This is a genomic window from Terriglobus roseus (genome assembly GCF_900105625.1).
Lineage (GTDB): Bacteria > Acidobacteriota > Terriglobia > Terriglobales > Acidobacteriaceae > Terriglobus > Terriglobus roseus_B.
This window is the reverse complement of record NZ_FNSD01000001.1, coordinates 692,973-719,893: the sequence shown is the minus strand read 5'-3', so window position 1 is coordinate 719,893 and position 26,921 is coordinate 692,973. Positions and strand designations below refer to the sequence as shown.

General features: G+C 60.8%; 24 protein-coding genes. 11 read left to right on the top strand and 13 right to left on the bottom strand.

Going from position 1 to position 26,921, the window contains the following annotated elements:
* Positions 1–2: 2 nt before the first annotated feature.
* Positions 3–533 carry a YceI family protein gene (locus BLW03_RS02975; RefSeq protein WP_074652276.1) on the bottom strand — a complete coding sequence of 177 codons (531 nt, stop codon included), beginning with the start codon at positions 531–533 and terminating at the stop codon, positions 3–5.
* A gap of 9 nt (positions 534–542) precedes the next feature.
* Positions 543–1,307 carry a hypothetical protein gene (locus BLW03_RS02970; protein ID WP_074652275.1) on the bottom strand — a complete coding sequence of 255 codons (765 nt, stop codon included), beginning with the start codon at positions 1,305–1,307 and terminating at the stop codon, positions 543–545.
* A 143-nt stretch (positions 1,308–1,450) separates the two neighbouring features.
* Here BLW03_RS02970 and hrcA point away from each other — a divergent pair, with 143 nt between their 5' ends.
* The 4 genes from hrcA (at position 1,451) to BLW03_RS02950 (ending at position 4,694) form a co-directional block, all read left to right on the top strand.
* The gene (gene hrcA, locus BLW03_RS02965) at positions 1,451–2,542 is read left to right on the top strand and encodes a heat-inducible transcriptional repressor HrcA (RefSeq protein WP_074652274.1); all 1,092 of its coding nucleotides are present in this window, start codon (positions 1,451–1,453) and stop codon (positions 2,540–2,542) included.
* A 99-nt stretch (positions 2,543–2,641) separates the two neighbouring features.
* Positions 2,642–3,211 carry a nucleotide exchange factor GrpE gene (locus tag BLW03_RS02960; RefSeq protein ID WP_432279812.1) on the top strand — a complete coding sequence of 190 codons (570 nt, stop codon included), beginning with the start codon at positions 2,642–2,644 and terminating at the stop codon, positions 3,209–3,211.
* A 129-nt stretch (positions 3,212–3,340) separates the two neighbouring features.
* Positions 3,341–4,489: a molecular chaperone DnaJ gene (gene dnaJ, locus BLW03_RS02955; RefSeq protein WP_170834938.1), complete on the top strand. Its 1,149-nt coding sequence runs from the start codon at positions 3,341–3,343 to the stop codon at positions 4,487–4,489.
* 4 nt (positions 4,490–4,493) lie between these two features.
* A complete protein-coding gene (locus BLW03_RS02950; RefSeq protein ID WP_074652272.1) occupies positions 4,494–4,694 on the top strand; it encodes a hypothetical protein in 201 nt (66 codons plus the stop codon).
* Positions 4,695–4,828: 134 nt separating this feature from the next.
* On the opposite strand, the gene BLW03_RS02945 is transcribed toward BLW03_RS02950, so the two are convergent.
* The 4 genes from BLW03_RS02945 to BLW03_RS02930 all read right to left on the bottom strand — a co-directional run bounded on the left by BLW03_RS02945 (position 4,829) and on the right by BLW03_RS02930 (position 8,936).
* Positions 4,829–5,551 (bottom strand): RsmE family RNA methyltransferase, encoded by a 723-nt coding sequence (locus tag BLW03_RS02945; protein WP_074652271.1) that lies wholly within the window; start codon positions 5,549–5,551, stop codon positions 4,829–4,831.
* A gap of 641 nt (positions 5,552–6,192) precedes the next feature.
* Positions 6,193–7,623 (bottom strand): L-serine ammonia-lyase, encoded by a 1,431-nt coding sequence (locus tag BLW03_RS02940; RefSeq protein WP_074652270.1) that lies wholly within the window; start codon positions 7,621–7,623, stop codon positions 6,193–6,195.
* A gap of 51 nt (positions 7,624–7,674) precedes the next feature.
* Positions 7,675–8,028 carry an MmcQ/YjbR family DNA-binding protein gene (locus BLW03_RS02935; RefSeq protein ID WP_074652269.1) on the bottom strand — a complete coding sequence of 118 codons (354 nt, stop codon included), beginning with the start codon at positions 8,026–8,028 and terminating at the stop codon, positions 7,675–7,677.
* Positions 8,025–8,936 (bottom strand): HEAT repeat domain-containing protein, encoded by a 912-nt coding sequence (locus BLW03_RS02930; protein ID WP_074652268.1) that lies wholly within the window; start codon positions 8,934–8,936, stop codon positions 8,025–8,027. Before BLW03_RS02930 ends, BLW03_RS02935 begins: the two co-directional genes overlap by 4 nt.
* 112 nt (positions 8,937–9,048) lie before the next feature.
* Between BLW03_RS02930 and BLW03_RS02925 the strand changes: the two genes are divergently transcribed.
* From BLW03_RS02925 to rho, 3 genes are all read left to right on the top strand, one after another.
* Positions 9,049–10,638, top strand: coding sequence for a YifB family Mg chelatase-like AAA ATPase (locus BLW03_RS02925; RefSeq protein ID WP_074652267.1), 1,590 nt, complete (start codon positions 9,049–9,051; stop codon positions 10,636–10,638).
* Positions 10,639–11,063: 425 nt separating this feature from the next.
* Complete coding sequence (locus BLW03_RS02920; RefSeq protein WP_014786149.1) at positions 11,064–11,291, top strand: hypothetical protein; 228 nt, start codon at positions 11,064–11,066, stop codon at positions 11,289–11,291.
* Between the two features lie 234 nt (positions 11,292–11,525).
* Positions 11,526–12,776 carry a transcription termination factor Rho gene (rho, locus tag BLW03_RS02915; protein WP_074652266.1) on the top strand — a complete coding sequence of 417 codons (1,251 nt, stop codon included), beginning with the start codon at positions 11,526–11,528 and terminating at the stop codon, positions 12,774–12,776.
* 115 nt (positions 12,777–12,891) lie between these two features.
* Here the strand turns inward: rho and BLW03_RS02910 are convergent, their stop codons facing one another.
* Positions 12,892–13,326, bottom strand: coding sequence for an NUDIX hydrolase (locus tag BLW03_RS02910; protein WP_074655731.1), 435 nt, complete (start codon positions 13,324–13,326; stop codon positions 12,892–12,894).
* A 23-nt stretch (positions 13,327–13,349) separates the two neighbouring features.
* Entirely contained in the window at positions 13,350–13,910 is a 561-nt protein-coding gene (locus BLW03_RS02905) for an Lrp/AsnC family transcriptional regulator (protein ID WP_083350278.1), read from the bottom strand.
* Between the two features lie 62 nt (positions 13,911–13,972).
* On the opposite strand from BLW03_RS02905, the gene BLW03_RS02900 reads away from it, so the two are divergent.
* A complete protein-coding gene (locus tag BLW03_RS02900) occupies positions 13,973–15,040 on the top strand; it encodes a PLP-dependent cysteine synthase family protein (RefSeq protein ID WP_074652265.1) in 1,068 nt (355 codons plus the stop codon).
* Between the two features lie 221 nt (positions 15,041–15,261).
* Entirely contained in the window at positions 15,262–17,076 is a 1,815-nt protein-coding gene (locus tag BLW03_RS02895; protein ID WP_074652264.1) for an ABC transporter ATP-binding protein, read from the top strand.
* A gap of 127 nt (positions 17,077–17,203) precedes the next feature.
* On the opposite strand, the gene BLW03_RS02890 is transcribed toward BLW03_RS02895, so the two are convergent.
* Complete coding sequence (locus tag BLW03_RS02890) at positions 17,204–18,310, bottom strand: hypothetical protein (protein WP_074652263.1); 1,107 nt, start codon at positions 18,308–18,310, stop codon at positions 17,204–17,206.
* Between the two features lie 153 nt (positions 18,311–18,463).
* Between BLW03_RS02890 and BLW03_RS02885 the strand changes: the two genes are divergently transcribed.
* A complete protein-coding gene (locus tag BLW03_RS02885; RefSeq protein ID WP_074655729.1) occupies positions 18,464–19,564 on the top strand; it encodes a phospholipase D-like domain-containing protein in 1,101 nt (366 codons plus the stop codon).
* Positions 19,565–19,634: 70 nt separating this feature from the next.
* Here the strand turns inward: BLW03_RS02885 and BLW03_RS20765 are convergent, their stop codons facing one another.
* The 4 genes from BLW03_RS20765 to BLW03_RS02865 all read right to left on the bottom strand — a co-directional run bounded on the left by BLW03_RS20765 (position 19,635) and on the right by BLW03_RS02865 (position 25,624).
* Complete coding sequence (locus BLW03_RS20765) at positions 19,635–19,784, bottom strand: hypothetical protein (protein WP_212733118.1); 150 nt, start codon at positions 19,782–19,784, stop codon at positions 19,635–19,637.
* Between the two features lie 534 nt (positions 19,785–20,318).
* Positions 20,319–22,301: a M1 family aminopeptidase gene (locus tag BLW03_RS02875; protein ID WP_074652261.1), complete on the bottom strand. Its 1,983-nt coding sequence runs from the start codon at positions 22,299–22,301 to the stop codon at positions 20,319–20,321.
* A 56-nt stretch (positions 22,302–22,357) separates the two neighbouring features.
* Positions 22,358–23,584, bottom strand: coding sequence for a lipid-A-disaccharide synthase (gene lpxB / locus BLW03_RS02870; RefSeq protein ID WP_074652260.1), 1,227 nt, complete (start codon positions 23,582–23,584; stop codon positions 22,358–22,360).
* Between the two features lie 42 nt (positions 23,585–23,626).
* A complete protein-coding gene (locus BLW03_RS02865; RefSeq protein WP_074652259.1) occupies positions 23,627–25,624 on the bottom strand; it encodes an ABC transporter ATP-binding protein in 1,998 nt (665 codons plus the stop codon).
* An 87-nt stretch (positions 25,625–25,711) separates the two neighbouring features.
* On the opposite strand from BLW03_RS02865, the gene hemW reads away from it, so the two are divergent.
* Positions 25,712–26,914, top strand: coding sequence for a radical SAM family heme chaperone HemW (gene hemW, locus BLW03_RS02860; protein WP_074652258.1), 1,203 nt, complete (start codon positions 25,712–25,714; stop codon positions 26,912–26,914).
* Positions 26,915–26,921 lie beyond the last annotated feature (7 nt).

Below are 26,921 nucleotides of genomic sequence, written 5' to 3'. Positions count from 1 at the left end.
CGTCATCGCCAGGTCATATCAACTTTGATCGGGATCTCGTTCTTGATGGGCATCATCAGGAACGAGGGCGGCGGGATTTTGAAGTCGGCGACGGTCGCTGGAACAGTCCCCGTAATGTGGTGGTCTTCTCCTGTGACCGTTTGCTGAAACGGCACATGTGCGTAGTGCGCGGTGTTGCCCGAGAAGGTGACCTCAAGATCGCAATCCAGTGTTGGTTGCTGAAGGCGATCTTCCGCGATACGGACGCGAACGGTGACCAGCGGGAACTCTGCACCGCGCGTGACCTGCAGCATGTGCAGATCACGATTGGAATCGCCGGAGTCGAAGGTCTTCACCGGCACTGCAATGAGGAAGTCGCATGTGCCGGCGTGGCAGACGCCCTTGCCCAGCGCCGAGTGACTGGTGCCATCCACCTCATGCACCGGGTGCGACATGTGATAGGTCAGCGAGGCCTTTGTCAGTTTCCAGGTACGATCCGTCTGCGCCGCGGCTGTGGCGGCGAAGAGGCAGAGCAGTGCGGGCGCGAGTCGCATGGATTGTCCTTAGTTCTTGTGTGTGAGCGGCCAGGAGACGGCAAGGATCGCCGCGCTGTACGAGGCGACGGTGGTCCACGCGACCGCGGCGTGCGCACTCGCGATGCCGTGGACCTTCTCGCCATTGTTGGCTTGCTGGAAGGCCATGGCGCCCAGGATCGGCGTCAGCACCATGCCCGGCGCATGCACGTAGATCAGGTACTTGTGCCACTTGATGCCGCCGCGCGCATGACCGTCGTCGATCTTCGGCGCGCGAATCGCGTAATACGCAGTTGCGCCGTAGGACATGACGGCAAGCGAGCCCAGACTTAGGTGGATGTCTCTGCCTACGGTATTGCCATTGCCGTTGCGGGGATCTGGCGGTGCCAGGGCGGAACTGAGGCAGGCGGCGGCGAGCGGCGCCAGCGTAATGATGCCGAGCCGCTGATGGATCTTCAGCATCTCCGTCCGTCGGTCGAGCTTCTTCTGCAGGTCAGGGTCGGCGCGCTGTTGGGCGGGTGCGAGTCCAAGGTCGTCCAGTGACGGAGGCGCTGAGGTTGAAGGCTCGGCGCCCGGCTGCGGCCGCTGCTGGAGTGGAACCGTTTGAGCTGCCTGCAGGAAAGCGGCGGACGGCGCGTCCGGCAGGTCGTCGATGCGTGGCAGCTCCGCGAGCAGAATGCGTTCTTTCGGTGACTGCAGCTGAATTGACTGGGCCGACAGCGCACTGATCGTCAGCAGGGGTAGAAAGACCGCTGTGCAAAGGCGGTGCGAGGTGGACGGCGTTGGAAGGCGCAAAGGGAACTCCCTGAATTTGTCAGCGTGCGATGGTGCCAGCGTAGCCGCTACCGCTTAAGTCGTCCTGAAGGAGCCGGGAGTGTTGTCGGACATCTGCGTCTTGCAGACTCATATTTTGCAAAGAGCCGCGTTAGAATATTTGTATGGCAGATCTGCGCGAGACCGGCTGGGAGTTGCACGCGCGGCAGCGGGCGATTCTGTCTGCGGCGATTGAGCTGTACGTGCAGACGGGCGAGCCCGTGGCATCGCAGGCGATTGCCAGCGTCAGCGGCCTGAGTTCTGCAACGGTGCGCAACACCATGGTGGAGCTTGCAGACGCGGGGATGTTGGAGCAGCCGCACACTTCGGCGGGACGCATCCCGACGGCGCGCGCCTTCCGCTTGCACGTGGAGCAGATCCGCGGAGCAAATCGTATCGCCCCCAGGCTGCTGCCGGAGCAGTCGCGCACGCAGATTGACGCGCATCTGTTTGGTGTCGCTGGTGCCGACGCATTTCTTGAACGCACGTCGCAGGTACTGGCCCTGCTGTCGAGCAGTGTGGGTGTTGCGCTGGCGACGGTGCAGGCCGGCGACCAGTTGGAGCACGTGCACTTTCAGCGGCTGGCGCAGCGCAAGGTGCTTGCAGTCGTTGTCACGCGCAGTGGAGCGGTCCGCGATCGCGTGTTGTTGCTGGCGAACGATCTTGCAACGAGTGAGTTGGAGAGTGCCGCACGCTATCTGAACGAGAACTTCCGTGGCTGGAGCGTGGAGCGTGTGCGTTCGGAGATACTGTCGCGCGCGGAGCGTGAGCGCAGTGAGTATCAGCGGATGATGCAGTCGGCGGAAGAGCTTTGGTCGCGCGTGGTGCCGGACGATCGCGGTTCGGAGCAAACGCTGTATATCGAGGGTGTGTCGAACCTTCTGGGTGGTGCCGATACAGACCGTGTGCGTCTGCGCGAGATGCTGGCGGCGCTGGAAGCGAAGGAACGATTGGTGACATTGTTGACGGCGTATGTCGACTCGCATGAGCGGAGCGTTCGTGTGGTCTTCGATATGGAGGAACGTGCGCCGGAGATGCAGGGGCTGGTCTTGATTGCGGCGCCGGCGATGGTGGACGGGACGCGTCGCGGGACGGTGGGCGTCATTGGGACGCAGCGCATGCACTACGAAAACACCATCAATGCAGTGGGGTATGTAGCGCAGTTGTTTGCGCAGTCGGTGGGCGGAGAATCCGCGGACGCTGCCGGGCAATCATAAGAGTTGGGTTTGGCTGGCGCACCTCACGCGATGGCTGCGTGGCGGGCTGGCAGAGCAGGGCAGGACATGATTTCAGATCGATACAGGAAGTGGATGGGCATGAACGGAACAGAACAGACAGAAGCGGCGACCGACGCCGAGATGATGGCAGCTGCTGAGGCCGATGAGACGATGGCCGCCAGCGATGCCGAGGTAATTACGGTGACGCAGGCAGAGTTCGACCAGATCAAGGGCGAGCGCGACCAGCTGATCGACCGCATGGCGCGGCTGCAGGCGGAGTTCGATAATGCTCGCAAGCGTGAAGCGAAAGAGCGTGCGGACTTCCGTGACTACGCGGTGGGCAACGCGGCGGAAGGTTTCCTGGGCGTGCTGGATAACTTCCATCTTGCGCTGAAGTCGCAGGGATCGCCGGAGCAGTTTCGTGCGGGTATTGAGCTTATTGCGAAGCAGTTTGACGATGCCGTCCGCAACCTGGGCGTGGTTGCCGTCGAGACCGCCGGTCAGCAGTTCGATCCGCGTTCCATGGAAGCACTGGGATCGGTCGAGACGGCCGAGTTCCCGGACGGCGCTGTGGTCGACGAGGTACGTCGTGGCTATCGCATCAAAGAACGCCTGCTGCGCCCCGCGCTGGTTCGCGTCGCGGTGAACAGCAGCACGCACGCAGCTTAATTTTGCGGCTTACGGCATGGCACAAGCCCGCCGCGTACCGTACTTTTATCTCCTCATGGTGCCTTGGTGAGGAGCAGTGTTTCGCAACATGCGCCGGCACGAATCGCGTCGCAAGCTGAGGAGATAGCTTTGGCAGGAGCCACGGTGAAGGCTGATTATTACGAGATATTGCAGGTCACAAAGACCTCGTCCGATTCGGAGATCAAGACTGCGTATCGCAAGCTGGCGATGCAGTTCCATCCGGACCGAAATCCCGGGGATCATACGGCAGAAGAAAAGTTCAAGGAGTGCTCCGAGGCCTACGGTGTCCTCAGCGATCCGCAGAAGCGTGCCGCCTATGACCGCTATGGTCACGACGCGTTTGGCGGTGGTCGCGGAGCTCCGCAGGGCGGTGGTTTTCCTGGCGGCTTCAGCGGCGATCCGCAGGATCTGGGCGACATCTTTGGCGACATCTTTGGCGAGATGTTCGGCGGTGGCGGCGGCGCGCGCAAGGGCAGTCGCGCGCAGCGTGGACGCGACCTTCGCTATGACATGACTCTCGAATTTGAAGAGGCGGTCTTCGGCAAGGAGCAGGACATCCGCATCAAGCGCAGCGAAGCGTGCGATGACTGCAACGGCACGGGTTCCGCCAACGGCAAGCAGCCGGCAACGTGCTCACAGTGCCGCGGCGCGGGACAGGTGCGGTACCAGCAGGGCTTCTTCTCCGTAGCTCGCGCATGCCCCAAATGCGAAGGCAGCGGCGTCACCATCACCGATCCCTGCAAGACCTGCCATGGCGAGAGCCGTGTGCAGCGCGAGCACACCATTACGGTGAAGGTGCCGGCAGGCGTGGAAGATGGCACACGCATCCGGTACCAGGGCGAAGGCGAGGCAGGCAAGCTTGGCGGGCCGAGCGGCGATTTGTACGTGGTGCTGAGCGTGAAGGCCCACAAGTTCTTTCAGCGTGATGGTGATGACCTGCATTGTGTTGTGCCGGTCAGCTTTCCGCAGGCAGCGCTTGGCGATGAGCTTGAGATCGAGACGCTGGAAGGTTCCGCGCTGCTGAAGGTGCCGGAAGGCACACAGAGCGGCAAGACCTTCCGCATCAAGAGCAAGGGTGTGCCACACCTGAACAGCCACGGCAAGGGCGACCTGATCGTGGAGGTGCGTGTGCAGACGCCGGGCAAGCTCTCGAAGCAGCAGAAAGAACTGCTGCGGCAACTTGCAGACACCATGAAGGTGGACAACGCACCAACCTCACATGGCATTATGGATCGCGTGAAGGACATCTTCAGCTAAGTCAATGGCGTTGCGAATCGGACAACTCGCCCTCGCGCTTTTAGGCATGACACTGCTGCTGCGCTTCGGCGCGGTACGCGAGCCCGGATGGGGCGAGGTGACTTTTGGTCATCCGCCCCACTGGACGTTTCATGCCATGCCGTTGGCGGGCGGTGTTTTATGCCTGGTGGTTGCGATGGGATTGATCTTCGTCCACGAAGAGTAGCTGCTTTGGGCGATCAACGCCTCAGGTCGTGCATCGCAGGTGGAACGGTTCCGATGGGCATGGCTTTCAGCCATGCCTTTTCTGTTGCCGGGAAGTCAGGCTTTAGCCTCTGAGGAACTTCTCGCCTTGGATCTTCACGACCGCAAGGCAGAGGTGATGGCGAGCGCCGCGATGGCAGCGGTCTCCGCACGCAGGATGCGTGGGCCAAGTGTGACGTGCTGCCAGCCGCTGTCGCGGAAGAGCTGCATCTCATCCGGCGCCCATCCCCCTTCGGGGCCGATCGCGAGCGCGATGCTGGAGCCCTGCGGTGCGGCTTCCAATGCAGCGCGAAGCGTGTTCTCTTCCTCCGTCTCCGCGAGCAGCAGCTTCACCGGCTCATCAATCGACTTCAGCAACTGTTTCAGGGTCGCAGGGTCATCGACCTCCGGTACATCGCTGCGGCGCGACTGCTGCGACGCCTCGCGCACGATGCGACGCCAGCGCTCGACACGCTTCGCCGCGGCAAGAGCCAGGTGCTTTTCCGTGCGGCGTGCAAGCACCGGCGTGATGCGTGCCGCACCAAGTTCGGTCGCCTTCTCGATACCCCATTCCAGGTGGTCGAACTTGAAGACTGCAAGGAGCAGTCGCACGGGCTGAGCAGAGTCCGCTTCATGCTCTTCATGCAATGTGAAAACAACTTTGTCTTCGTGAACGCTGGCAACTTCAGCTCGGTGGAGGAAGCCGTCGGCGACGACATCGAAGATCTGTCCCGGCTGTGCGCGCAGGACACGCGCAAGGTGTGTGGCCTGATCGCCGAGGAGCGAGGCTTCGGTACGGTTATTGTTCCACTGGTCGGCGATCCATCTGCGGCGCGTCATCAGTAGCAGTGTATCGAGAGTGTGGGCGGATGGATAAAAGCCAGAGGGGCGGAAGGGCACAGCTTACGCCTGTGCGATATCGAGCGTCCTTGGAACAAGCTTCAGCCGATGACGGTGGTGTCGTGATGGTCAAGCGAAAGACAAGTCCTTCGAATCATAAGCACTCTCGCCGCCTCGAACATGGCGCACGAAGGAGCCACAACCCTGCGAGACTTCGTTCCCGTCTTCGTTTCGCAAAGGGAAGAACCCGTGTTAGGAGCTTGCTGCAAACGCAAGTCGGGGAGCGCTTGCGCGCTCCCCGATGAGACTTGCTTTGCCTTGTTGCATTGCGGCCTTTGCCACCGCTTTGCATTGTGCCGTCGCTCTACTCTCCCTGAGTGAGAAGACATGCGCGCTGCAACGTGTTGTGCAGCTAACGAATGTATAGAAGCACGTGAGAAGAGTGTCAACAAAAAAGTGCGAAGGCATCCTCTTGCTTGAGTCCATTTCTTTCAAGCGGCGCAGGACACGTTGCGCAACACGCACGCCGCGCACGACGCTCAACGAGACGTGCTTCACTTTCACGACGCGAAGGGAAGCCCGCGATGGTCTGCGATGCAATCTCTCACCATCGCGAATCACCAGTGTTCATCATGGTTTTGTCAGCACTCGATGATGTTCAGCGCGAGCCCTGCGAGAGACGTTTCCTTGTAGCGCGACTGCATATCGAGGCCGGTCAGGTACATCGTCTTGATCACCTGATCGAGGGAGACCTTGTGCTCGTCGGTTTCGTTCATCGCCATGCGCGTTGCGTTCACGGCCTTCACCGCCCCCATCGCGTTGCGTTCGATGCAGGGGATTTGCACAAGACCGCCGATGGGATCGCAGGTCATGCCAAGGTTGTGTTCCATCCCGATCTCCGCAGCATGTTCCACCTGCAGGTTCGTACCGCCAAGCGCGGCAACCAGGCCACCAGCAGCCATGCTGCACGCAACGCCGACTTCACCCTGGCAACCAACTTCAGCACCACTGATAGAAGCGTTCTCTTTGTACAGGATGCCGATCGCAGCGGCGGTAAGGAAGTATCGCAGGAGCCCGTCGTCATCTGCGTTCGCGATGAAGTCGCGATAGTAGCGCGCGACTGCGGGCACGACGCCGGCTGCACCATTCGTAGGAGATGTGACGACGCGACCACCGGCGGCGTTCTCTTCGTTCACCGCCATCGCGAAGACTGTTACCCAGTCCAACGGGCCAAGCGGATCCCCTGCAGGCTTCTGTCCCAGGCGCGCAGTCAGGCGTGGCGCGCGGCGCCGCACGCTGAGGCCGCCGGGGAGGATACCGTCGTTGCGCTGGCCGCGTTCGATGGAGTCCGCCATCACTGCCCACAGCGCCAGGATGCCATTGCGAACATCGGTGTGTGCGTCGCCCGTCATGGGGATGCGCGGGCGAAGGATCTTCTCATCGGCGAGCATCGCGATCTCATTGGCTAAAACGAGATCCGCGATGGTGAGGTTATTCGCTGCTGCAACTTCCAGGAGTTCGGCGGCACTGCGAAATGGGTACGGAATCACGCGTGAAGACTCTGGCGTTGCCGCGCCGCTGGTAGAGAAGCGTTCGGCTGTGACGATGAAGCCGCCACCGATGGAGTAGAAGACCTCTTCGGCCAGCGTGGTGCCGGTCTCGTCGAAGGCGGTGAAGCGGACACCGTTGGGATGCGTTGGCAGGTCCGCATCGGGATACATCTGATTCTTATGGAAAAGAAGGTCGCGCTCACGCACGAAGGCGATCTGTCGCGAGCCGTTGAGTGTGAGTGAGCCGCCAGTCGCTTCCTTCAGGATGGCTTGATGCCGCGCGGGCTCGATCGTGTCTGGTGTCTCACCCGCGAGTCCGGTCAGCACGGCGGAATCTGTGCCGTGCCCGATGCCCGTGAGTGCGAGCGATCCGTAGAGGTCGATGCGAACACGTGTCACCCGGTCAAAGACCTTGCCGCGCTGCAGGCCACGGAGGAAGGCGAGTGCTGCGCGCATGGGAGCAACGGTGTGTGAACTGGAGGGGCCGATGCCGATCTTGAAGAGTTCGAAGAGACTTGTCACAGATGCGATTCTAGGCTTCTGGAAGGAGGATCTCTCCAGAGCAGTCGCTTGTTATTTCTTCGTGGCGCGCTTCTTAGCCAGGGGCTTGCTCGCTACATTGCGATAGGCCGTGGTGATGGCGCCGATGAGGATGTCTTCTTCCGCGTCGAGCCGGATAAAGGTCATGCCCATGCGGCCCCAACCGCCATGAACGGCTTCAAAGACGTCGCTTCGCTCTGCAAGGAAGTCGGCCTGCTGGCCAAGGGTGAGTTTGAGTGTGCCCTGGTTGCGAGCCGCGTAGGCGAGCGTGACGAAGATGCGATGGTTGACGCGGAAGTCGACGGCCCCGGCATGGCTGCCCTCGGCTGCGCCGGGCAGACCGAGAGCGATGCGGCGAAAGCGGTCGATGGCTTCCTTGTTTGTCATTTCTTCTTCTTTGCACCCGTCGTGGCGGCCGTGCCGACGTTGTGGATGTAGGCTGCGCTCGCAGTGAAGCGCACGTTGTCCTTACCGTCCGTCAGCAGGGCGCGGAGAGCATCGCGTGTGTCCATCCCGGTGTAGGTGGCAAGTGCTTCGGCGGCTGCGAGGCGTCCGCCGGCATCCTTCGTCTTCGTCGCTTCAATGAGAGCCTTCTTCGAAGGATCAGTGTGTTCCTTGGCGATCTGCGTAATCGCAGTGACCTGAGGCGATGTGCCGCCGGTGCTCTTCAGGTAGCCATAAGCTCCCATGCCCATGCCGACGGGCGGCACCAGGATGACCATGCTCTGCTGCGCCGCGATCTTCGCAAGCGCTGAGGGGCTGTGCAGTGTGCGGCTGGCGTTGTGCTTGCTGCCCTTCCAGAAGTTGTAGTCGCCGGAGCGCTCACCCTGTGCAACGGCGAGCAGGATGTCTTCGCCGGAGGGATCGTTCAGCTTCCACAACGTGCTGGCTGCAGTGAACGCGACCTTGGGGTCGGCGTCGTTCAACTGGTTGCGAATCTCGGTAGGGAATTCGCGCGACCCGTTCCTCGCCATTTCACCTGCAGCGACGATAGCGGCAAGGCGCACGTCGATATCGGGATCGTGCATGGCATTGCCCACCAGGCGTTCCGCGCGAGCCTGGCCGCCGAGCAGCGACAGACCGCTGATGGCGGCGATGCGCGTGTCCGTATTCTTGGTGCCGGTTACGCCGTTCTCAAGACGGGTCCACGCTGCGTTGACCAGAGCAGCGGGGCTAAGGTCGGGAGCATCTCCCACGATGCCGGCATCGGGATTAGCAGCCTGTGCGTGAAGTGTCGGCAGAGAAAGTGTGGAGAAGAGTGCAAGCAACACAAAGGGAGTACAGAGGTAACGCATGTGTTTCCTTTCAACGGGATGTGTGTGCTGGAGGGTGTAGCAACACACTTAGGATGCGCTACACTGCGCTCCGGCACCATAACCAAATTCCCAAAATCAGGTCTCGCAACGGATGCTGTTCAAAGCGCGCAGCGCCGCAGTGTATGGAATTGACGCCCACCTGATCGATGTCGAGGTCGACTTTTCCGGCGTAGTGGATGGCAACGACGCGACCTTCAGCACGGTTGGTCTGCCTGACGCAGCCGTGCGTGAAAGTCGCGACCGTGTCCGTGCGGCCATCAAGAACAGCGGCTTTGACATGCCACCCACGCGCATCACGATAAACCTTGCGCCTGCTGGTTTAAAGAAGGAAGGTTCCGGCTTCGATCTGCCGATTGCCGTCGGCATCCTGGGGGCTTATGGCGCGCTGCATAACCGGGACCTGACGAACTTTCTGCTGGTGGGCGAGCTTGGCCTTGATGGCTCGTTGCGTGCGGTGCCTGGCGTACTGCCGATGGCGGTGATGGCGAAGGAGAAGGGCATTCGCAACGTGGTGCTGCCGGCGCAGAATGCGCGCGAGGCCGCTGTGGTCAACGGTGTTGACGTGTATCCGGTGCGGACGCTGCGCGAGGTCCTGGACCTGGTGAACGCCTTCGCCTTCGATGGCTCCCATGCGCAGCCACTGCGTGTGCAGGCAGCGGAAGTGCTGAATGAGCTGCAACACTTTCCGTTCGACTTCAAGGATGTGCGCGGTCAGCACACTGCGAAGCGCGCCATGGAGGTTGCCGCGGCGGGCGGCCATAACCTCCTGATGATCGGGCCGCCGGGCAGCGGCAAGACGATGCTTGCGAAGCGGCTGCCTTCGATCCTGTCTCCGCTGCGTTTCGAAGAAGCGTTGGAGACAACGAAGATTCACTCGGTGGCGGGCGTGCTCGATCCCAGCGAGGGCCTGGTGGCGCATCGCCCCTTCCGCGCACCGCACCACACCATCAGTGATGCGGGCCTCATCGGCGGTGGCATGGTGCCGCGGCCGGGTGAGGTGTCGCTGGCGCACAACGGTCTTCTGTTCCTCGACGAGCTGCCGGAGTTTCCGCGTAACGTGCTGGAAGTTCTTCGCCAGCCGCTGGAGGATGGCACGGTGACGATCTCTCGCGCGGCGATGTCACTGAGCTTTCCGGCGCAGTTCATGTTGCTGGCGGCAATGAACCCTTGTCCGTGTGGCTACTTCAATGACAAGAGTCGCGACTGCATGTGCACGCCTCCCATGATCCAGCGGTACGTCTCGAAAGTCAGCGGTCCGCTGCTGGACCGTATCGACATTCACATCGAGGTACCGGCAGTGCAGTATAAGGAGCTGCGGCAGGGCGCCGAGGGCGAGAGCTCCCTGAAAATCCGTGAGCGCGTGCTGGCTGCCCGTGAGCGGCAGGCGAACCGTTTTGCCCGCGTGGGAGAGGCCGCGCCGACGACGCGCAAGCATCGACCGATCTTCGCCAATGCGCAGATGACGTCCCAGCAGATCCGCGTCTTCTGTGAGCTGTCGAGCGATGCCGAGAGGCTGCTGGAGCGCGCCATGCAGCAGCAGGGCCTGAGTGCGCGCGCGCACGATCGCATTCTGAAGGTGTCGCGCACCATCGCGGACCTGGAGGGCGCGCACGATATCGCAGTGAAACACATCGCCGAGGCGATCCAGTACCGGACGCTGGACCGGAGCTACTGGTCCTGACGGGAGGCAATTCTCCGTAATTCGGGAGATCGTGAAATCGAGGGTCCAAAAAAAAGTATTGCGCTTGCGGATTGAAGCGATTATGGTGCTCATGGAGACGATTGTGCAGGGTGTGTTCTGTTTGCCCTCGGAATTATCCTCCAACCAGCGGCATCCAGGCCGGACGCTGGGGAATCCCACATAAGGGCTGATTCAGCCCGAGAACAAGCGCGGAAGACCGGCGCGTCGATCCCTAACCGCAAAGAGAACTGAAGCGGACGCCAGACGGCGGGTAACGCCGTGCGGCTCTCTTTGCCAAGACTTTCATACGGTGAATCCCCTGATGGGGGCAAGCCGTCCAATGAGTGATCCGGACATTTGAGCAACGCCAGTCCGGCAGCTGTCCGCGGCTCCTGCTTGAAGTCGCACATTACACAAGGAGAACCATGCGCTCCGATTTGATTTTTGGCGCTCTAACCCACGTCCAGAACCGCTACCAGCTTTGTCAGCTCGCCAGCAAGGCGACCCGCAAGCTGCACAAGCCCAACACCCGTCTGCAGGACACGACGAACGAAGTTCTGGAGCGTTTCCATGAGCAGGCTCCGTCCGATCTGAAGACCGGACCTGAGCCGGCTGCAGTTCTGGAGACCATCGAAGAGCGCCGCGCAGCGTAACCGCTGTGCGGTGGCCCCGCCCCGCGAATGTCACATGGGTGATGTTCGCGGAGCGGATTTCGTAGTACTGTCTTTAGCATCACCACCCAAAGTTGAGAGTGCCGCACTGCCGTTTGCAGAACTGCTGTCTTTTGCAGTAACAACAACCGCACCAGCCCGCAACACCCTCCGCACCGAATCCCTTCCCGTCACACCCCGCTCCTAGAAAAAACGGACGTACGCACACAGGTATCCATGACCATTTCAGAACTTAAAGAAAAGAGCATTGCCGAACTCGGAAAGCTCGCACGCGGCCTTGAAATCCAGGGCACAAGCGCCTTGCGCAAGCAGGATCTGATCTTCAAGATCCTCCAGGCCCAGAGCGAAAAAGAGGGGCACATCTTCGCAGAAGGCGTCCTCGAGATCCTCCCCGACGGCTACGGCTTCCTTCGCTCGCCCGACTACAACTACCTGCCTGGTCCCGACGACATTTACGTCTCGCCGTCGCAGATCCGCAAGTTCGATCTGAAGACCGGTGACACCATTAGCGGTAACGTGCGCCCGCCGCACGAGGGTGAAAAGTACTTCGCGCTGGTCAAGATCGAGGCGATCAACTTTGAATCGCCCGAAGAGACGCGCAACAAGATTCTGTTCGACAACCTGACGCCGCTGTATGCCGAAGAGCGCGTCAAGATGGAGACGGTCCGCGAGAACATCTCCGGCCGCGTCATGGACCTGCTGACGCCCGTGGGCAAGGGCCAGCGTGGCCTGATCGTCGCTCCGCCGCGCACCGGCAAGACGGTTCTGCTGCAGTCGATCGCGAACTCCATCACGACGAATCACCCGGAAGTCGTGCTGATCGTCCTGCTGATCGATGAGCGTCCGGAAGAAGTCACGGACATGCAGCGTTCGGTGAAGGGTGAGGTCATCTCCTCGACCTTCGACGAGCCCGCGGCACGTCACGTACAGGTGGCGGAGATGGTCATCGAGAAGGCCAAGCGCCTCGTCGAGCACAAGCGCGACGTTGTGATTCTGCTTGACTCGATCACGCGTCTCGCACGCGCCTACAACACGATTGTGCCGCCCTCGGGCAAGGTGCTTTCCGGCGGTGTGGACTCGAATGCGCTGCAGCGCCCGAAGCGCTTCTTCGGCGCGGCTCGCAACATTGAAGAGGGTGGTTCGCTCACAATCATGGCGACGGCACTCGTCGATACCGGATCGCGCATGGACGAAGTCATCTTCGAAGAGTTCAAGGGCACCGGCAACATGGAAGTCATCCTGGACCGCAAGCTGGTCGACAAGCGCGTCTTCCCGGCAATCGACATCCAGCGCAGCGGTACGCGTAAGGAAGAGTTGCTGATCCCGAAGGAAGACCTGCAGCGTACATGGATTCTGCGCAAGGTGCTGAATCCGTTGTCGCCAGTGGAAGCGATGGAACTGCTGACCGACAAGCTCAGCAAGACCCGCAACAACCAGGAGTTCCTGCACAACATGAGCTCGCTGTAAGCCACAGCAAGTCCTGACAAAAGCGGAGGGATCTGCTTTTCGTCCGAGCCAGGCAAACCAGCCGGCATGGACGGGAAGCAGATCCCTTCGCTGCGTTCCGACGGAAGCATCGTGGTCAACGCAACAGGGGGCTTACACGCGCGACGATCTCTGCAAGATCCTTCGGAAAGACATCCTCGCTTGCCTCCTGCAAATCCTGCAACGACCACCAGCGAGCGTGCCGCATCGCGTTTTTCTCGAAGAGGCTGACGGCATGGCACTGTGGTGCGTCTGTTGTGGCGGAGCGTGTGGCGAAGAAGATGTCGGTGTTCTCGACGTAGCGGCCCTCGTGGTGAAAACTGCTGGTCGTGCTGTGTACGGGGCCGTAGAGCTCGGCGGTGATCCGAAGCTCTTCCATCAATTCGCGTGCCGCGGCTTCAACGTCAGTCTCGCCCGGCTCCACGGCACCGCCGGGCGTCACCCAGAAGATATAGCCGTCGCTGTCATACCGGATGAGCAGGACGCGATCCTGAGGATCCAGCAGCAGGGTGCGCGCTGCACGGCGTGGCATGGCTTCGGGCTCACCTGCCGCAGTCAACGGCGTGTACCGCGTTTCGGCTGCGGCGCCGGCAATGGGATGCGTGCCGACTGCACGGGTGAATTCAGTACCATGCTGGTGTTGGTCGCAAGGTAAGGCATTAGAGCGTCGATCACCGTTTCGAGGTGATTCATGTCGCGGACGACCACCTGTACCAGGAAGCTTTCGTTGCCAGTGACGCGATGGCACTCGACGACCTCGGGGACGGAGCGGGCGACCCGCGCAAAGTTTGCGAGGCGGTCGCCGGCGACTGTGATCTTCACGAAGGCGCGAACAGTGAGGCCGAGCTTCGATGGATCGACCTCTGTGCGGTAGCGGAGGATGACGCCGGTGCTCTCGAGCCGCCGAACGCGTTCCATGACAGCCGGCTTCGACAGGTGGACGCGTCGCGCCAGCTCCGCAAAGGAGATGCGCGCGTTGTCCTGCAGCTCTTCAATCAGGGCATGATCGATGGCATCGAGCGAAGGCGATTCGGACTCCGCTGCGGGAGTTCGCACCGGCGCGATGGCTTTTGCAGATCTGCGTGGAGCTCTCACGAGCATTACATTGGTCGGCATAATCGGCATTTCACCTTACAAGTGTCATAGATTGGCAGCACAGAGCTTTGTAGCATTCTTCCATGCCCGTCGACAGCCTGCAGCAAGTTTCCCTCCCTGAGTACACGCGTCACCGCTTGACGGCGCTCCGCGAGCTGGTGGGGAACACGCCGATGCTGTGCATCGACTATCGCTTTCGCGGCCGCACGGGTACGGTTTGCGCCAAGGCGGAACACCTGAACCTGAGCGGCTCCATCAAGGACCGCATGGCGCTGCACATCCTTGAGCGGGCTTACGAAGATGGTTCGCTGCGTCCGGGGGATCGGATCGTTGAGGCAACGAGCGGCAACACCGGCATCGCGTTTGCCGCGATTGGCTCCGCGCTCGGGCACAAGGTTGTCATTTACATGCCGGACTGGATGAGCCGCGAGCGCATGGACCTGATTCGCAGCTATGGCGCTGAGGTTGTAAGCATCAGCAAGGAGCAGGGTGGCTTTCTGGGAAGCATCGATTGCTGCCGAAGGCTGGCCGAAGAACAGAACGCGGTCTTCCTGCCGCGGCAGTTTGAGAACGAAGCGAACGTGGAAGCGCACGCGCAGGGAACCGGGCCGGAGATCATCGCCCAGATGCGCTACGCCGGCCTGGTGCCGGACGCGTTCGTCGCGGGCGTGGGCACTGGCGGCACCATCATGGGCGTCTCGCAGGCTCTGCAGGCTGCTTGGCCAGGCGTGCCGTGTCACCCTGTCGAGCCGGCGGAAAGCCCCACGCTGACGACCGGCTACAAGGTTGGATCTCATCGCATCCAGGGCATCAGTGATGAGTTCATTCCGGAGATCGTTCGGTTGAGTGAGGTGGAGGACGTCATCGCGATTCACGACGGCGACTCCATCCTGATGGCGCAGATGCTTGCCAGCAAGCTGGGGCTGGCGGTCGGCATCTCATCCGGCTGCAACTTCCTGGCGGCTGTTACGGCCGCGATGCGCTTTGAGGGGTCTCCGACTGTGGCGACCATCTTCTGCGATGACAATAAGAAGTATCTGAGTACAGGCCTTTTACGTGAAGAACCGGTGCGCGAGAACTACATGACACCTGATCTTGAACTATTGGATCTGCGCGTCATCCCGCGGTGTGGCTGGCCGTCGCGGTCGTGATGGCATTCGAAGTCCGTGCAGGAAGACAACACCATCTCTCACGGTGACGTCCTAGCCAAGGTAGGCTTAAGGATCCATGAAGCATTCGGAGTCGCCCGTTTTTTAATGACGGCTTCGGAACGCGTGGAATAGCATCGCCGCGAGATACTGCTCATCAGCTGCATCTGAAACGGGATTCATAGACTGTGGCCGGACGCCGCAGCAGGAGATTGCAGAGCAGGATGCCCGAAAAGCCGGAAACGCGCCGTGTCACCATTAAAGAGCTTCTGCGGCCTCATCGCCGCGCACTGATCCTTGGGCTGGTTGCCATTGCGGGCGAAAGCATAGCAGACGTAGCCGCGCCATGGCCGCTCAAGATTGTGCTCGACAACGTCATTGCGCATAAGGCGTCGCATGGATGGCTCTTCGCCTTCATCAAGCGCACGGCCGGCACCGAGCCACACCAGATCCTGATGTTTGCCTGCATCGCGGTGGTCGTCATCGCGATTGTGGACGCCTTCTGTTCATATTGGGAGAAGTACACGACGACCAGCGTAGGCCAGTGGGTGACGCATGACCTTCGCCGCACGCTGTATGCGCAGGTGCAACGGCTGTCGCTGTCGTACCACGACACCAGCCAGACGGGCGATCTGATCAGCCGCGTCACAACGGACATCGATTCCATCCAGAGCTTCATCGTCTCCGGCCTCTTGAGCATCCTGGTCGATATCGCAACGATCTTCGGCATGATCGGTGTGCTGTTCTACCTGAGCTGGCAGCTCACGCTGATCGCCCTTGCGGTCGTGCCCTTGCTCTTCGCTATCGTTTACACCTATACGCGCAAGGTGAAGAAGGCATCACGCGCCGTCCGCAAGCAGGAAGGCAAGATGATCTCCGTGGTCCAGGAGGTGCTTGGCTCCATCCGCGTGGTGAAGGCCTTCTCGCGCGAGCAATATGAGATCGATCGCCTCGAGGGCGAGAGCCTGGAGACAGTCGAAGCCTCCCTGAAGGCGCGGACGCTAAAGGCGAAGCTGGTTCCAATCGTCAACATTGTCACGGCCCTTGGCACCTGCGCTGTGCTGTACTTCGGCGGCAAGCTCGCGCTTGACTCCAACATGACCGGCGGCAAAATCTACATCTTCATCGCGTACATCGCGGGCATGTACAAGCCCATGCAGGACATCAGTAAGATTATGGATTCGTACTCGAAGGCCGACATCGGCTATGAGCGCATCCAGGAGATCATTGGCAACAGTGAAGAGATGCGCGATGCGCCCGGCGCAAAGGATCTACGCATCACTGAGGGCCGCATCGACCTGGAAGATGTGAGCTTCTCCTACAACAGCGACCGCGAGATTCTGCACGATGTGACGATGCGTGTCGAACCGGGTTCTGTGGTTGCAATCGTCGGCCCGACGGGCTCAGGCAAGACCACGCTGATCAACCTGATTGCCCGTTTTTACGAGCCGCAGAAAGGCATAGTCCGCATTGACGGACAGGATGTGAGCAAGGTCAAGCAGAAGTCGTTGCGCGAGCAGTTGAGCTTTGTGCTGCAGGACACCGTGCTGTTTAGCGGATCCATCTGGGACAACATCGCCTATGGCCGGCCTGAGGCGACGCACGCGGAGATCGTGCAGGCAGCGAAGGACGCGAATGCTGATGAGTTTATCGAGTGCCTGCCGCAGAAGTTCGACACGGTGGTTGGGGAGCGCGGCATTCTTCTTTCCGGCGGACAGCGGCAGCGTATCGCCATCGCTCGTGCGATGGTTCGGAACAGCCGCATCCTGATCCTGGATGAGCCGACGTCGGCGCTCGATGCCAATAGCGAACACCTTGTTTTTGAGGCGCTGGATCGCCTCATGAAGGGCAAGACGGCAATCGTCATCGCGCATCGACTATCGACCGTTCGCAACGCGAACTGCATTTACGTGTTGCAGGATGGACGCGTAGTGGAGAACGGCACACACGACCAATTGATCGTCGCAGGTGGGCTTTACCAGGAACTGAACGAGACACAGGCGCATGCGGATGACGAGAAGTCAGCTTTGCTGGTTTGAGGCTCCTTCGCTCACACTGTTATCCGCTGCCACGTTGCAGGATGACGGCTCCAGATCGGTGACCACGCAAAAGAAGAGGCCCGAACGCGGTGAGCGTTCGGGGCTCTTCCTATTTGGGTCGCTGCGGCTACAGCTTCTTCAACTCTGCGATGCGTGATTCCACGACACGGACATATTCCTGAGTCGCATCGGCAGGGAAGCCGCCCGCGCGGAACGCGTCTGTCAGTTGCTGGTGGCTTAACTGTGCGAGCATGCTGCCGATCCACCTTGCGTCCTCACGCGGCACGTTATGCCCGATCCAGTCCAGATCAGCGCGCATGGCGAACGACTTGGCGGTAAGGCCTGCAGTCGCAATCAGCATGCCTGTGGGGCGCCTTGGTGTCCCGAAGTCAACCTCACTGTCCGTCAAGCGTGTGACGAACTTCGACTCCTTGAAACTGTCGACGTTCCCCTTGGATCCCGACTTGGTCCAGCCCACACCGTTCGAGCCGAAACTGGCGCCAACGTCGTTCACCAGAAAAATCTGCTGGTTGTTCTTCTTGTCGGTATAGACCGCGTTGTTGACGTCCTTCAGATCCCAGTTATTCATCACGGCCATCATGACGCGCAGACCGTTGAACTCGCGTTTGCCGTAGAAGGGGTTGGTCTTCCACTCCCAGATACCGACCTTGTTCTGCCCGGAAGGTTTGCGTGCGAAACGCACTTCCTCCAACTGGCCGGCCTTCCATTCCTTCGAGCCACGCTTCGCCTTCATGCCGCCGACCGTGCCGGTCGACACGAAGTAATCGTCGTTGACGAAGTAGCCCATGGCCCAGAGCAGCCGGGATGCAACGATCTCGGGCCGCGCCTCTTCACCCGACTTCACGCGCCACTTCTTATCGTCCGCGTCACGGACATCGATCTTTGGATTGGTTCCGTCCATATCCTCTGACTCGAAAACGAAGGGCGGCCTGGGCTGCTTCTCCTTGCCACCCTGACCATAGAACAGATCCAGCCCGGAGATGCTCGCGGGCTGGCGCCACATCACGGGGTTTCGGATCTGGGCCCACAAGGCAGCGTTGCCGCGAACGTCGCGGTCGTTGTCTTTTTCCTTTGCCGCAGGTTTCTGTGATCCGGCGTCATCCTGCGCAACGATGGCCGCGCGTGCGGGCGTGGCATTCACAAAGCTCTGGAACGAAGCCGCTGCGAGCGTACAGGTGATGGCGAGGTGCGAAAGGCGAGTCAAACGAAACATGAGTTCTCCAATATTGCCTAGAGCATAAGAAGCATTTCGAGAGAAGTGCGATGCGCGACACAAGGAAAACATCTTCCACTACCTGTTCTGCATCCTCATCAAGGAAGACGCTGTGCCGGTCGGCAGCAGGAGAACAAGATACAAGTGAAGCTGATGGTACAGCCGGATGACGGCATCGAGCCCCTTTTGACTGCGTTGCGAAGCGCGAAGACGAGCATTCTGATCCTCATCTTCCGATACGACCGCAGCGAGATCGAGCGGGCGCTCGTGGAGGCCGTCCAGCGCGGCGTGACCGTGCAGGCGCTGATCGCGTTTACCAATCGCGGCGAGGAAAAGAATCTTCGCAAGCTGGAGATGCGTCTGCTGGAGCGCGGCATCACCGTTACGCGAACGGCGGATGACCTGGTTCGTTATCACGGCAAGATGTTCATCATTGACCGCAAGGAATTGTTCCTGCTTGCGTTTAACTACACGCACATGGACATCACGCTCAGCCGTTCGTTTGGCGCGCGCATCACGACGCCGGCCATTGTTGCAGAGGCGGTAAAGCTGTTTGAGAGCGATTCGCACCGGACACCCTTCACCTCGACCGTGCATGACCTGGTGGTCAGCCCGACGAACGCTCGCAAGGAGCTGACGGCGTTCATCAAGGGCGCGAAGAAGCAACTGCTGCTGTACGAGATGAAGATCAGCGATCCGGATTTCGTCAAACTTCTGCGGGACAAGATGGCGGACGGCGTGGATGTCCGCATCATCGGCCGGGCGTCTCCCCGGGCGAGTGCTCTGCCGCTGCGCACCATGAGTATGCGGCTGCATGCGCGTGCCATTCTGCGGGACGGTAAAACGGCATTTCTTGGAAGCCAGAGTCTCCGAAAGCTGGAGCTGGAAGCACGCCGCGAGATCGGCGTCATCTTCACCGATGGGCCGGCAGTCAAGAAGATGATCAGCATTTTCGAAAACGATTGGCAGAAGGCACAGCCGGCCGTTCAGGACTCCATGGAGACCGCGATGGACATCCCGGTGCGCCGCGTCGCAAAGATCGTCGCGAAGCACATCAACGTGAAGCCTGTTGTAGAGCAAGTGCTGGAGAGGGTGTTCGACCGCCGGACCAGCGATGTTCCGTTCGAGCCGGGAGAGGTCGCCCAGACGGTGCGGGATGCCTTTCGCGAGGAGATCCACGATGCCGTTCTGCTGGCGCTGCGCGACATGGCCGCGCAGGCAGCGCAGATGCAACTGCTGCGCAAGGAAGACTAGAGTTTTTGCTTCGATGCAAGCAAAAGGGCATGGCGTCGGCCATGCCCTTTTCTGATGTCTGTCACTACCTTTAGCGCGTTGGCTGGCCCGTGGGACGTGGCGAACTGTCATGCGTGCGCGGCGAGCTGTCATGTGTGTGCGGGGAGCGGTCATGCTCCTGCGCAAGTGCGGCTACCGGAAGCGTGAGTGCGAGCAGAAGTGCAGCATTACGAAGAACCATTGGAGACACCCTGTTGGGCATAGTCGTCGAGCGGTCGCGACCGGTACCCACGGCTTTAGGGAAGAGCATCGCGCCGGCTCCGTTCATCGCCCGGCGTGTTTGGCCTTGTGCCATTGCGGTAAGGAGCTGCGGGTTCTCGAGTGGCCCGCTGGTTCCAAAACCAACACACATCTAGACGCGTGAAGCGCCGAGCGGATTCAAGATTTGCAATTGGTGTTGCTTGGCCTGGTGCGTTAGATCGCGACATTGATCTGACTCGAAGGTGGGAACGATCAACGGTCGTCCCTCGCAGGGAAGAAACCACTGCAGAGGACACGGGAACAAACCTACACTTCGATGTCGGCGGTGTCCGACCAATTCGGATATTCGCGTGGTCTGATGAGAGGACTGTCCTGTTTCCGGAGGGGCATGGCTTCGTGCATGCCACTCCGCAACAAGCGCGTTGCGTTCGCAGACCTACGGACCGCTTGCTCATGGCAACCTAAAGCACCGGCAGCGGATGACCCGACAAGTGATTTCAATCGGCCAGATCGGTTAATCCATCGACCGCGCGCGTTCAAATGGCTTCTGCAACAGCGCACGCGCTTCGTTGATGGCGCCCTGGGTGTTGTCGTTGGTCTGCACCGCCAGGCGATACTCCTGCACAGCGCGGTCGCGCTGGCCGGTCAGGTCAAAGATCTTGCCCAGACCGATATGGCTCCAGACCTGAGTCCAGCGCGGCTCGCCATCGCCACGCAGCGCATCGCGATAGCTGTTGGCGGACGACTGGTAGTTCCGCTGCGTGAAGAAGATCTCCGCAATGCGGTAGTTCGCGAGAGCCGAGTTCTTGTTGCTGTCGAGCGCCTTCTGATACTCCGCCAGCGCGCCGATCAAATCACCCTGCGCGACGAGTTGCTGGCCTTTCAGAACGGCGACGCGGACGGCGAGGTCCGGCGTGCTCTTGAGCACCCAGTTGTCAGGATCGATTGCGATGCGGCGCGGCCGGCCAAAAGTTTCAATGGTATACGCCGAGTCGGTGCCGGTGACATCGATCTTGCGTGTCTCGGTCTTGCCGTCCGTCTCCACGCGCAGGTCGATTGGCATACGGAAGAGGTCAAGATCCTGCGAGACCGATCCAATGGTGCGGAAGCCCTTGTTGGAGCCAAGACGGTAGATCGTGAACTTGTCCTGAAACGCCGGTGCGCCTGTGCCGTCAAGCCATTGCGCGAAGAACGGGGTCAGGTTGATGCCCTCGCCACCCTGCGCCTTGGCGACCTCTTCCAGGTCAGCGGAGCGGACAGGCTTGTCGGTGTATTGCGACAGCAGGCCCTTAAGAAACGCGAGAAACTTGTCGTCGCCAAGCTGGTAGCGGAGCATGTGGAAGACCATGGCGCCCTTTTCGAGCGTCATGGACTGGAACTGCGGTGAGAAGGGATCAACGCGAGCCAGTGTCGTCAGGGGTGCCGTGTCGTAGGCGAGCGCGCCAGCTTCGATGTCGGGGATGGCATTCTGCAACGCGGTCTTGCCGCCCGTCTCCTCAAGGTTCATCAGCTCGGAGTAACGCGCCATGCCGTTGGTGATCCAGGCATCGTTCAGGCTTGCAGGTGAGATTTCCGATCCCCACCACTGCCGGCTGATGGTGTTGGCCAGCAGGCGATGGCTGTTCTTATCGCCGATGCGGTTGCCGGCAATCGCGGCGATCTCAGGCCCCCAGGACGCCGACACAGCGTCATCGGGCAGTTCCACGATCTGCAGTTTGCCGCTCTCCGGCTGGCCGAAGGTCGTGGTGAAGTATTCCTGCTGCTGGGCGGCCACGGCTGCATAGTCCGCTGCTGCAGCCTTATGCGGCTCGGTGACGTAGATGGAGATCTGGTTCGACCCGGAGACCCGTGCCGGCGGCAGAAACTTGCCTGCGATGAGCGTGCCGGGGAAGCCCGGCTTCATCCACGCGAAGTCGAATTCGGTCTTGTTGCCCGGCACCGACTTCTTGCCGGTGAAACCGCTACCGACCGCCGTCTCATCGGCCGGCACCGTCGCGTGCAGATTCATCGTGAAGCGATTGGTGTACAGCCCAACCATGGGGAACCAGCGACCGGGATAAAGCAGCATCGAGACGGGACTGGCCAGCGCTGCGGTCTTGATGCCTTCCACCGGACTGGTATCTGCTTCTTTCAGTATGCCGGCATAAGTGAAAGTAAAGGTTGAGGATGTTCCGCTTGGAATCGTCGTCGGGAGTGACACCGTTACGGTGGAGCGTCGAGCATCCCGATCGCTGTCGAGTGTCTTGCCGTCGGCACCGGTGATCTTCGTGATGCGGAGGCCGTTGTTCAGTTCGAAGGTCGCGGAGGTCAGATCCTGCACCGCCAAGAAGGTCACGGCAGCAGTAGCCGTCAGGCGCTGGGCGACGGGATCAAGCTGCGCGTCAATGGTGTATCCAGTCACCTGCAGAGGCTGACGCGTTCCGCTGGTCTGGGCGGCGGCAGTGAGGGTGAGAGCGGCGGCGCTGGTGGCGACTACAAACTTGCGGATCGCGAACATGCTGGCGGGGGTCCTTCGTTGGAGCTGAGCAAGGGTAGCCCATTCCGGGCTGTCCGTTATTTAGACGCAGATGATGACGCCGCGTATGAGAGGTCAGGTGCTGGCAGTTCAAGAGCTTCCAGTACGGCGTTACGCAGGCTCTCGATGCCGGTGCGACTGCTGGGCGACTGCAGCCTGTGACGGACTTCGGCGAGTGCTGCGATCTGGGCCGCACGCTCCGGTGACTCTTCGAGGAGCGGCTTCAGGGCAGCAGCGACAGCATCGCCGGTGAAGTGTTCTTGAAGAAGCTCAGGCACCACCCGTCTGCCTGCAACGAGGTTGACCATGCCGATGGGAAGATTGCCACGGACATCTTCCTCGGCATGGATTTCGACGGGGTAGCGGACAAGGCGCTTGGCTGCCTTGAAGGTGAGATTGGAGACTCGATAGACAAGGACGAATGGTGTGCCTATAACGGCGGCCTGCACAGTAGCGGTGCCGCTGGCTACTGCGGCTGCCCGGCTATGGAGGAGTGCAGCGCGGGCGTCCGATACGAGCCTTACACCGGACGCGTTCGTTGCAACTTCCATTGCATGGCGTCGCGCGCGACTCACAGTGGGTGCTACTGGCAGCAGGTACTCGTATGCCGGTCCGAGCAGGGCGGTGGCACTCAGCAGGGCGGGGAGGTTGGCGTCGATCTCGCCACCGCGGCTGCCTGGCAACAAAGCGACCCACTGCTTTACTTCAGAGAGACCTTGCTCCCGGGCATATACCTCGCGAGAGATCGTCGGCAATGCTTGTTCCGCGAGTGGATGCCCGACAAACTCCGCCGTGACGCCTCGGTTGGCATAGAAGGTTTCTTCGAACGGGAAGATGGTCAGCATCTTCCACACGCGTTGCTGCACCCAGCGCAGGCGGCTGCGCTTCCAGGCCCAGAGCTGCGGGCTGACAAACCAGATGACCGGCACACCGAGCCGCTTGAGGTGCTTGGCGAGCCGGAAGTTCACGTCGGGGAAATCGATCAGAACGGCGACGTCGGGCCGATTCTTCTTGATGGCCTTGACCAGTCGGAAGTAGCTGCCGAGAATTCGCGGAATGTGTCGCAGGATCTCCGTGATGCCCATGACGGCGACATCTTCCGCACGGACGACGCGCTGCTGTCCCTCGGCTTCCATGGCAGCTCCACCCAGGCCGGTGAAGCCTGCCTGTGGCAGGACGGCTTTTACGGCTGCGATGAGTTCCGCGCCGTAGTGGTCGCCGCTGGCTTCGCCGGCCGAGAGAAAGATAAGTGGAGTCTTTAGCACGCAGGTGTAGTTTAGCTGCGGCTTGCAGGATGCGCTGAGGCGCTAATCACCCGGCTGCAGTCGAAGCGGTTCCGCAGGAATGGGAATCACGGTATCTTCCTGATCCTTGTATTGCAGGCGGTAGAGCCGCCAGTAGAGGCCGCGCTCGGTGAGCAGTTCATTGTGCGTGCCGCTCTCGCGGAGTTGGCCCTTGTGCATGACCAGGATGGTGTCTGCGCGCTGGATGGTGGAGAGGCGGTGCGCGATGACGACGGAGGTACGGCCGGTGATCATGCGCTGCAGGGCAAGCCGGACGCGCAGTTCGGTATCGGTGTCGACGGAACTGGTGGCCTCGTCCAGGATCAGGATTTCGGGGCGGTGAGCCAGGGCACGGGCGAAGCTGATGAGCTGCTTCTGGCCGGTGGAGAGGGTCGCGCCGCGTTCCTGCATGGGCTCATCGAAGCCCTTCGGCATGGTGCGGATGAAGTCGCCGATGTTGACTTCGTCGGCCGCGTGCTCGACTTCGGCGTCCGTAATCCACTCGCTGCCCAACCGGATGTTCGAGCGGACGGTACCGGTGAAGAGGAAGGCGTCCTGCAGAACGACGCCGAAGCGCTTCCGCAGGGTATCGAGTGCTACTTCGCGAACGTCGACACCATCGATCAGGACGGCGCCGCGGGTCACGTCGTAGAAGCGCATCATCAGCGCTGTAATGGTGGTCTTACCGGCGCCCGTGTGACCGACGATGGCAGCCGTCTCACCCCGCGCCACCCGGAAGGAAACGCCACGCAGGATCCATTCGATGTCTGTCGAGGCTGCCAACTCGGCGTCTGAAGCAGCGGCGACCCAGTCGCGCTGCTCGTCTGTGAGTGTCTGGTAGGTGAACCAGACATCGCGGAATTCGATGGCGCACGGCGATCCACTGTCGGGTGTCGCGGTGACGGTTTCCGGCGAAACAATCTCCGGCTCCGTATCGATGAGCTTGAAGACACGTTCGCTGGCGGCCATGGCAGCCTGAAGGATGTTGTACTTCTCGCTCAGATCCATGATGGGCCGGAAGAAGCGCTGCGCATACTGCATGAAGGCGAGCAGAACGCCGACCGTGACCGTGCGCCCGAAGAAGGTGCTGCCGTGCAGAACGCCCAGACCACCCTTCCAAATGACGGTGGCGATGGCGATGCTGCTGAGCAGCTCAACTGCAGGATAGTAGAGCGAATATGCCTGCACCTGGTCTACGAAGGCGTCGCGGTGTTCCGCGTTGATACTTTGGAAATCCTTGTAGGCACGGTCTTCACGGTTGAAGAGCTGCACCACGCTCATGCCGCTGACGTGTTCCTGCGTGTACGCATTGATCTTCGCAATGGCGACGCGGATGCGCCGGTAGCTGGCACGCACGGCAATGCGGAAGAGCCGGGTTGCATACATGATCAGCGGCAGAACGGAGAGCGTCAGCAGGGCAAGCGGCCAGCTCATCCAAAGCATGATGCCTACGATGAAGAGCAACACGAACACATCTTCAAAGATGGCCAGCACGCCACTGGTGAACATCTCGTTGAGCGCGTCAATGTCGCTGGTGACGCGTGTGACCAGTCGGCCGACGGGATTCTTGTCATAGAAACCGACATGCATGCGCTGCAGATGGCGAAAGATCTGCGAGCGCATGTCGAACATAATGCGCTGGCCGGTCCACTGCATCAGGTACGTTTGCAGGAACTCCAGGCCGTAGCTTAGCAGCAGCGCGCACATATAGAGCAGGGCGCATTCCGTAATGCCCGTCAACGGAGCGGTGCTGAGATGGCGCTGCAGGAAGGGCGGCACAAAGGTGGTGGAGCGGCCCGTCATGTAGCGGTCGGTCGCGACGAGGACGAGATAAGGACCCGCGACGTCCGCGGCAGCCTTCAGCAGGATGGCGGCAAAGCTGAGCACAGCGTGGCCTGTGTAGGGACGCATGTACGTCAGCAGCCGGCGCATCAGCCGACTGTCATAGGCCTTACCCAGTACCTCTTCGTCGCCGCCGGACTTCGCTGCGGGCTTGGGCTTTTCTTTGGTGCGTTTCGCCATGAGTCTGTCCCATTGTAGATGTCGGCCGAGCGTGCTCCGGTGCAGCTTTCCTGCGGGGAGGCGAGCAGCAACGTGGGAAAATGAAGCGTGGGCGCTGTCGACAATACGCTGGGGCTGTACCTGTCGGTGCCGTTCTGCAAGGCCAAGTGCACCTTCTGCAACTTTGCATCGGATGCGTACCCGCCCGAGCGGATGGCGGCGTACGTCGATCAGGTTGTCTCAGAGGTCGCCTCTTCGCACGATTTCGCGGCAAAGCACGGACTGGCCGTACCTTCCCAAGTGGATTCGATCTTTCTTGGCGGCGGCACGCCATCCTTGCTGGAACCGGCTCAGATGAAGGCGCTCTTCCGATCTCTGCGTGCCGGCTTTGAAGTCATCAAAAGTGCTGAGATTACTGTCGAAGCCGCGCCCGGCCAGATCTCCGATGCGCTGCTGGACGCGCTGCTTGCGAGCGGCGTGAATCGCATCTCGCTGGGCGTGCAGAGCTTCGTCGATACGGAGTCTCGCGCCGTGGGCCGCTCGCATACCGGATCTTCGTGCCTGTTGGAGCTTGAGCGTCTGCGTGCCGCGGGTGTTCGTGACTTGAACGTGGACCTGATCGCTGGTCTGCCACACCAGACAATAGCGAGCTGGGCGCAGTCGCTGCAGCAGGCCATCAACAGCGGTGTTGACCACGTTTCCGTCTACATGCTTGAGGTGGATGAAGATTCGAGGCTCGGGCGCGAACTGATCGGCCCGGGAGTGCGCTATGGCGCGAACGCCGCGCCGACTGAATCCCTTGTCGCTGATCTCTATGCGCAGGCTTGTGAGGCTTTGAACGGCGCAGGACTGGCACAGTACGAAATCTCAAACTTCGCCCGTCCCGGCCATGCGTCGCGGCACAACCTGAAGTACTGGACACGCGCACCGTATCTTGGCTTTGGGCTTGATGCGCATTCCATGCTGCTGGACGCTGTCACCGGCGGTGCCGTTCGCTTCGCTAACGCAGATGATCTTGATGGCTATATGAATACTGCGGATGCCGTTGATGTCGAGCGTGTTGACGCGCTGGAGGCCTGGGAGGAGAGCATCTTCCTCGGCCTGCGTCTGATCGATGGTGTGTCGATCCCAACACTGCAACGCGACTATCCTCCGGCATGGGTTGATGCGATGGTTGAAACGTCGCGCACCCTTGCCGATTCAGGTTTGATGAGCGTCACGCAGGACCGTGTGGCATTGACCCAGGCGGGTCGCATTGTCTCGTCGAGCATCTTTGGTGAGCTACTCGCCGGAGAACCAGTCGCCGTCTAGAGCAGGA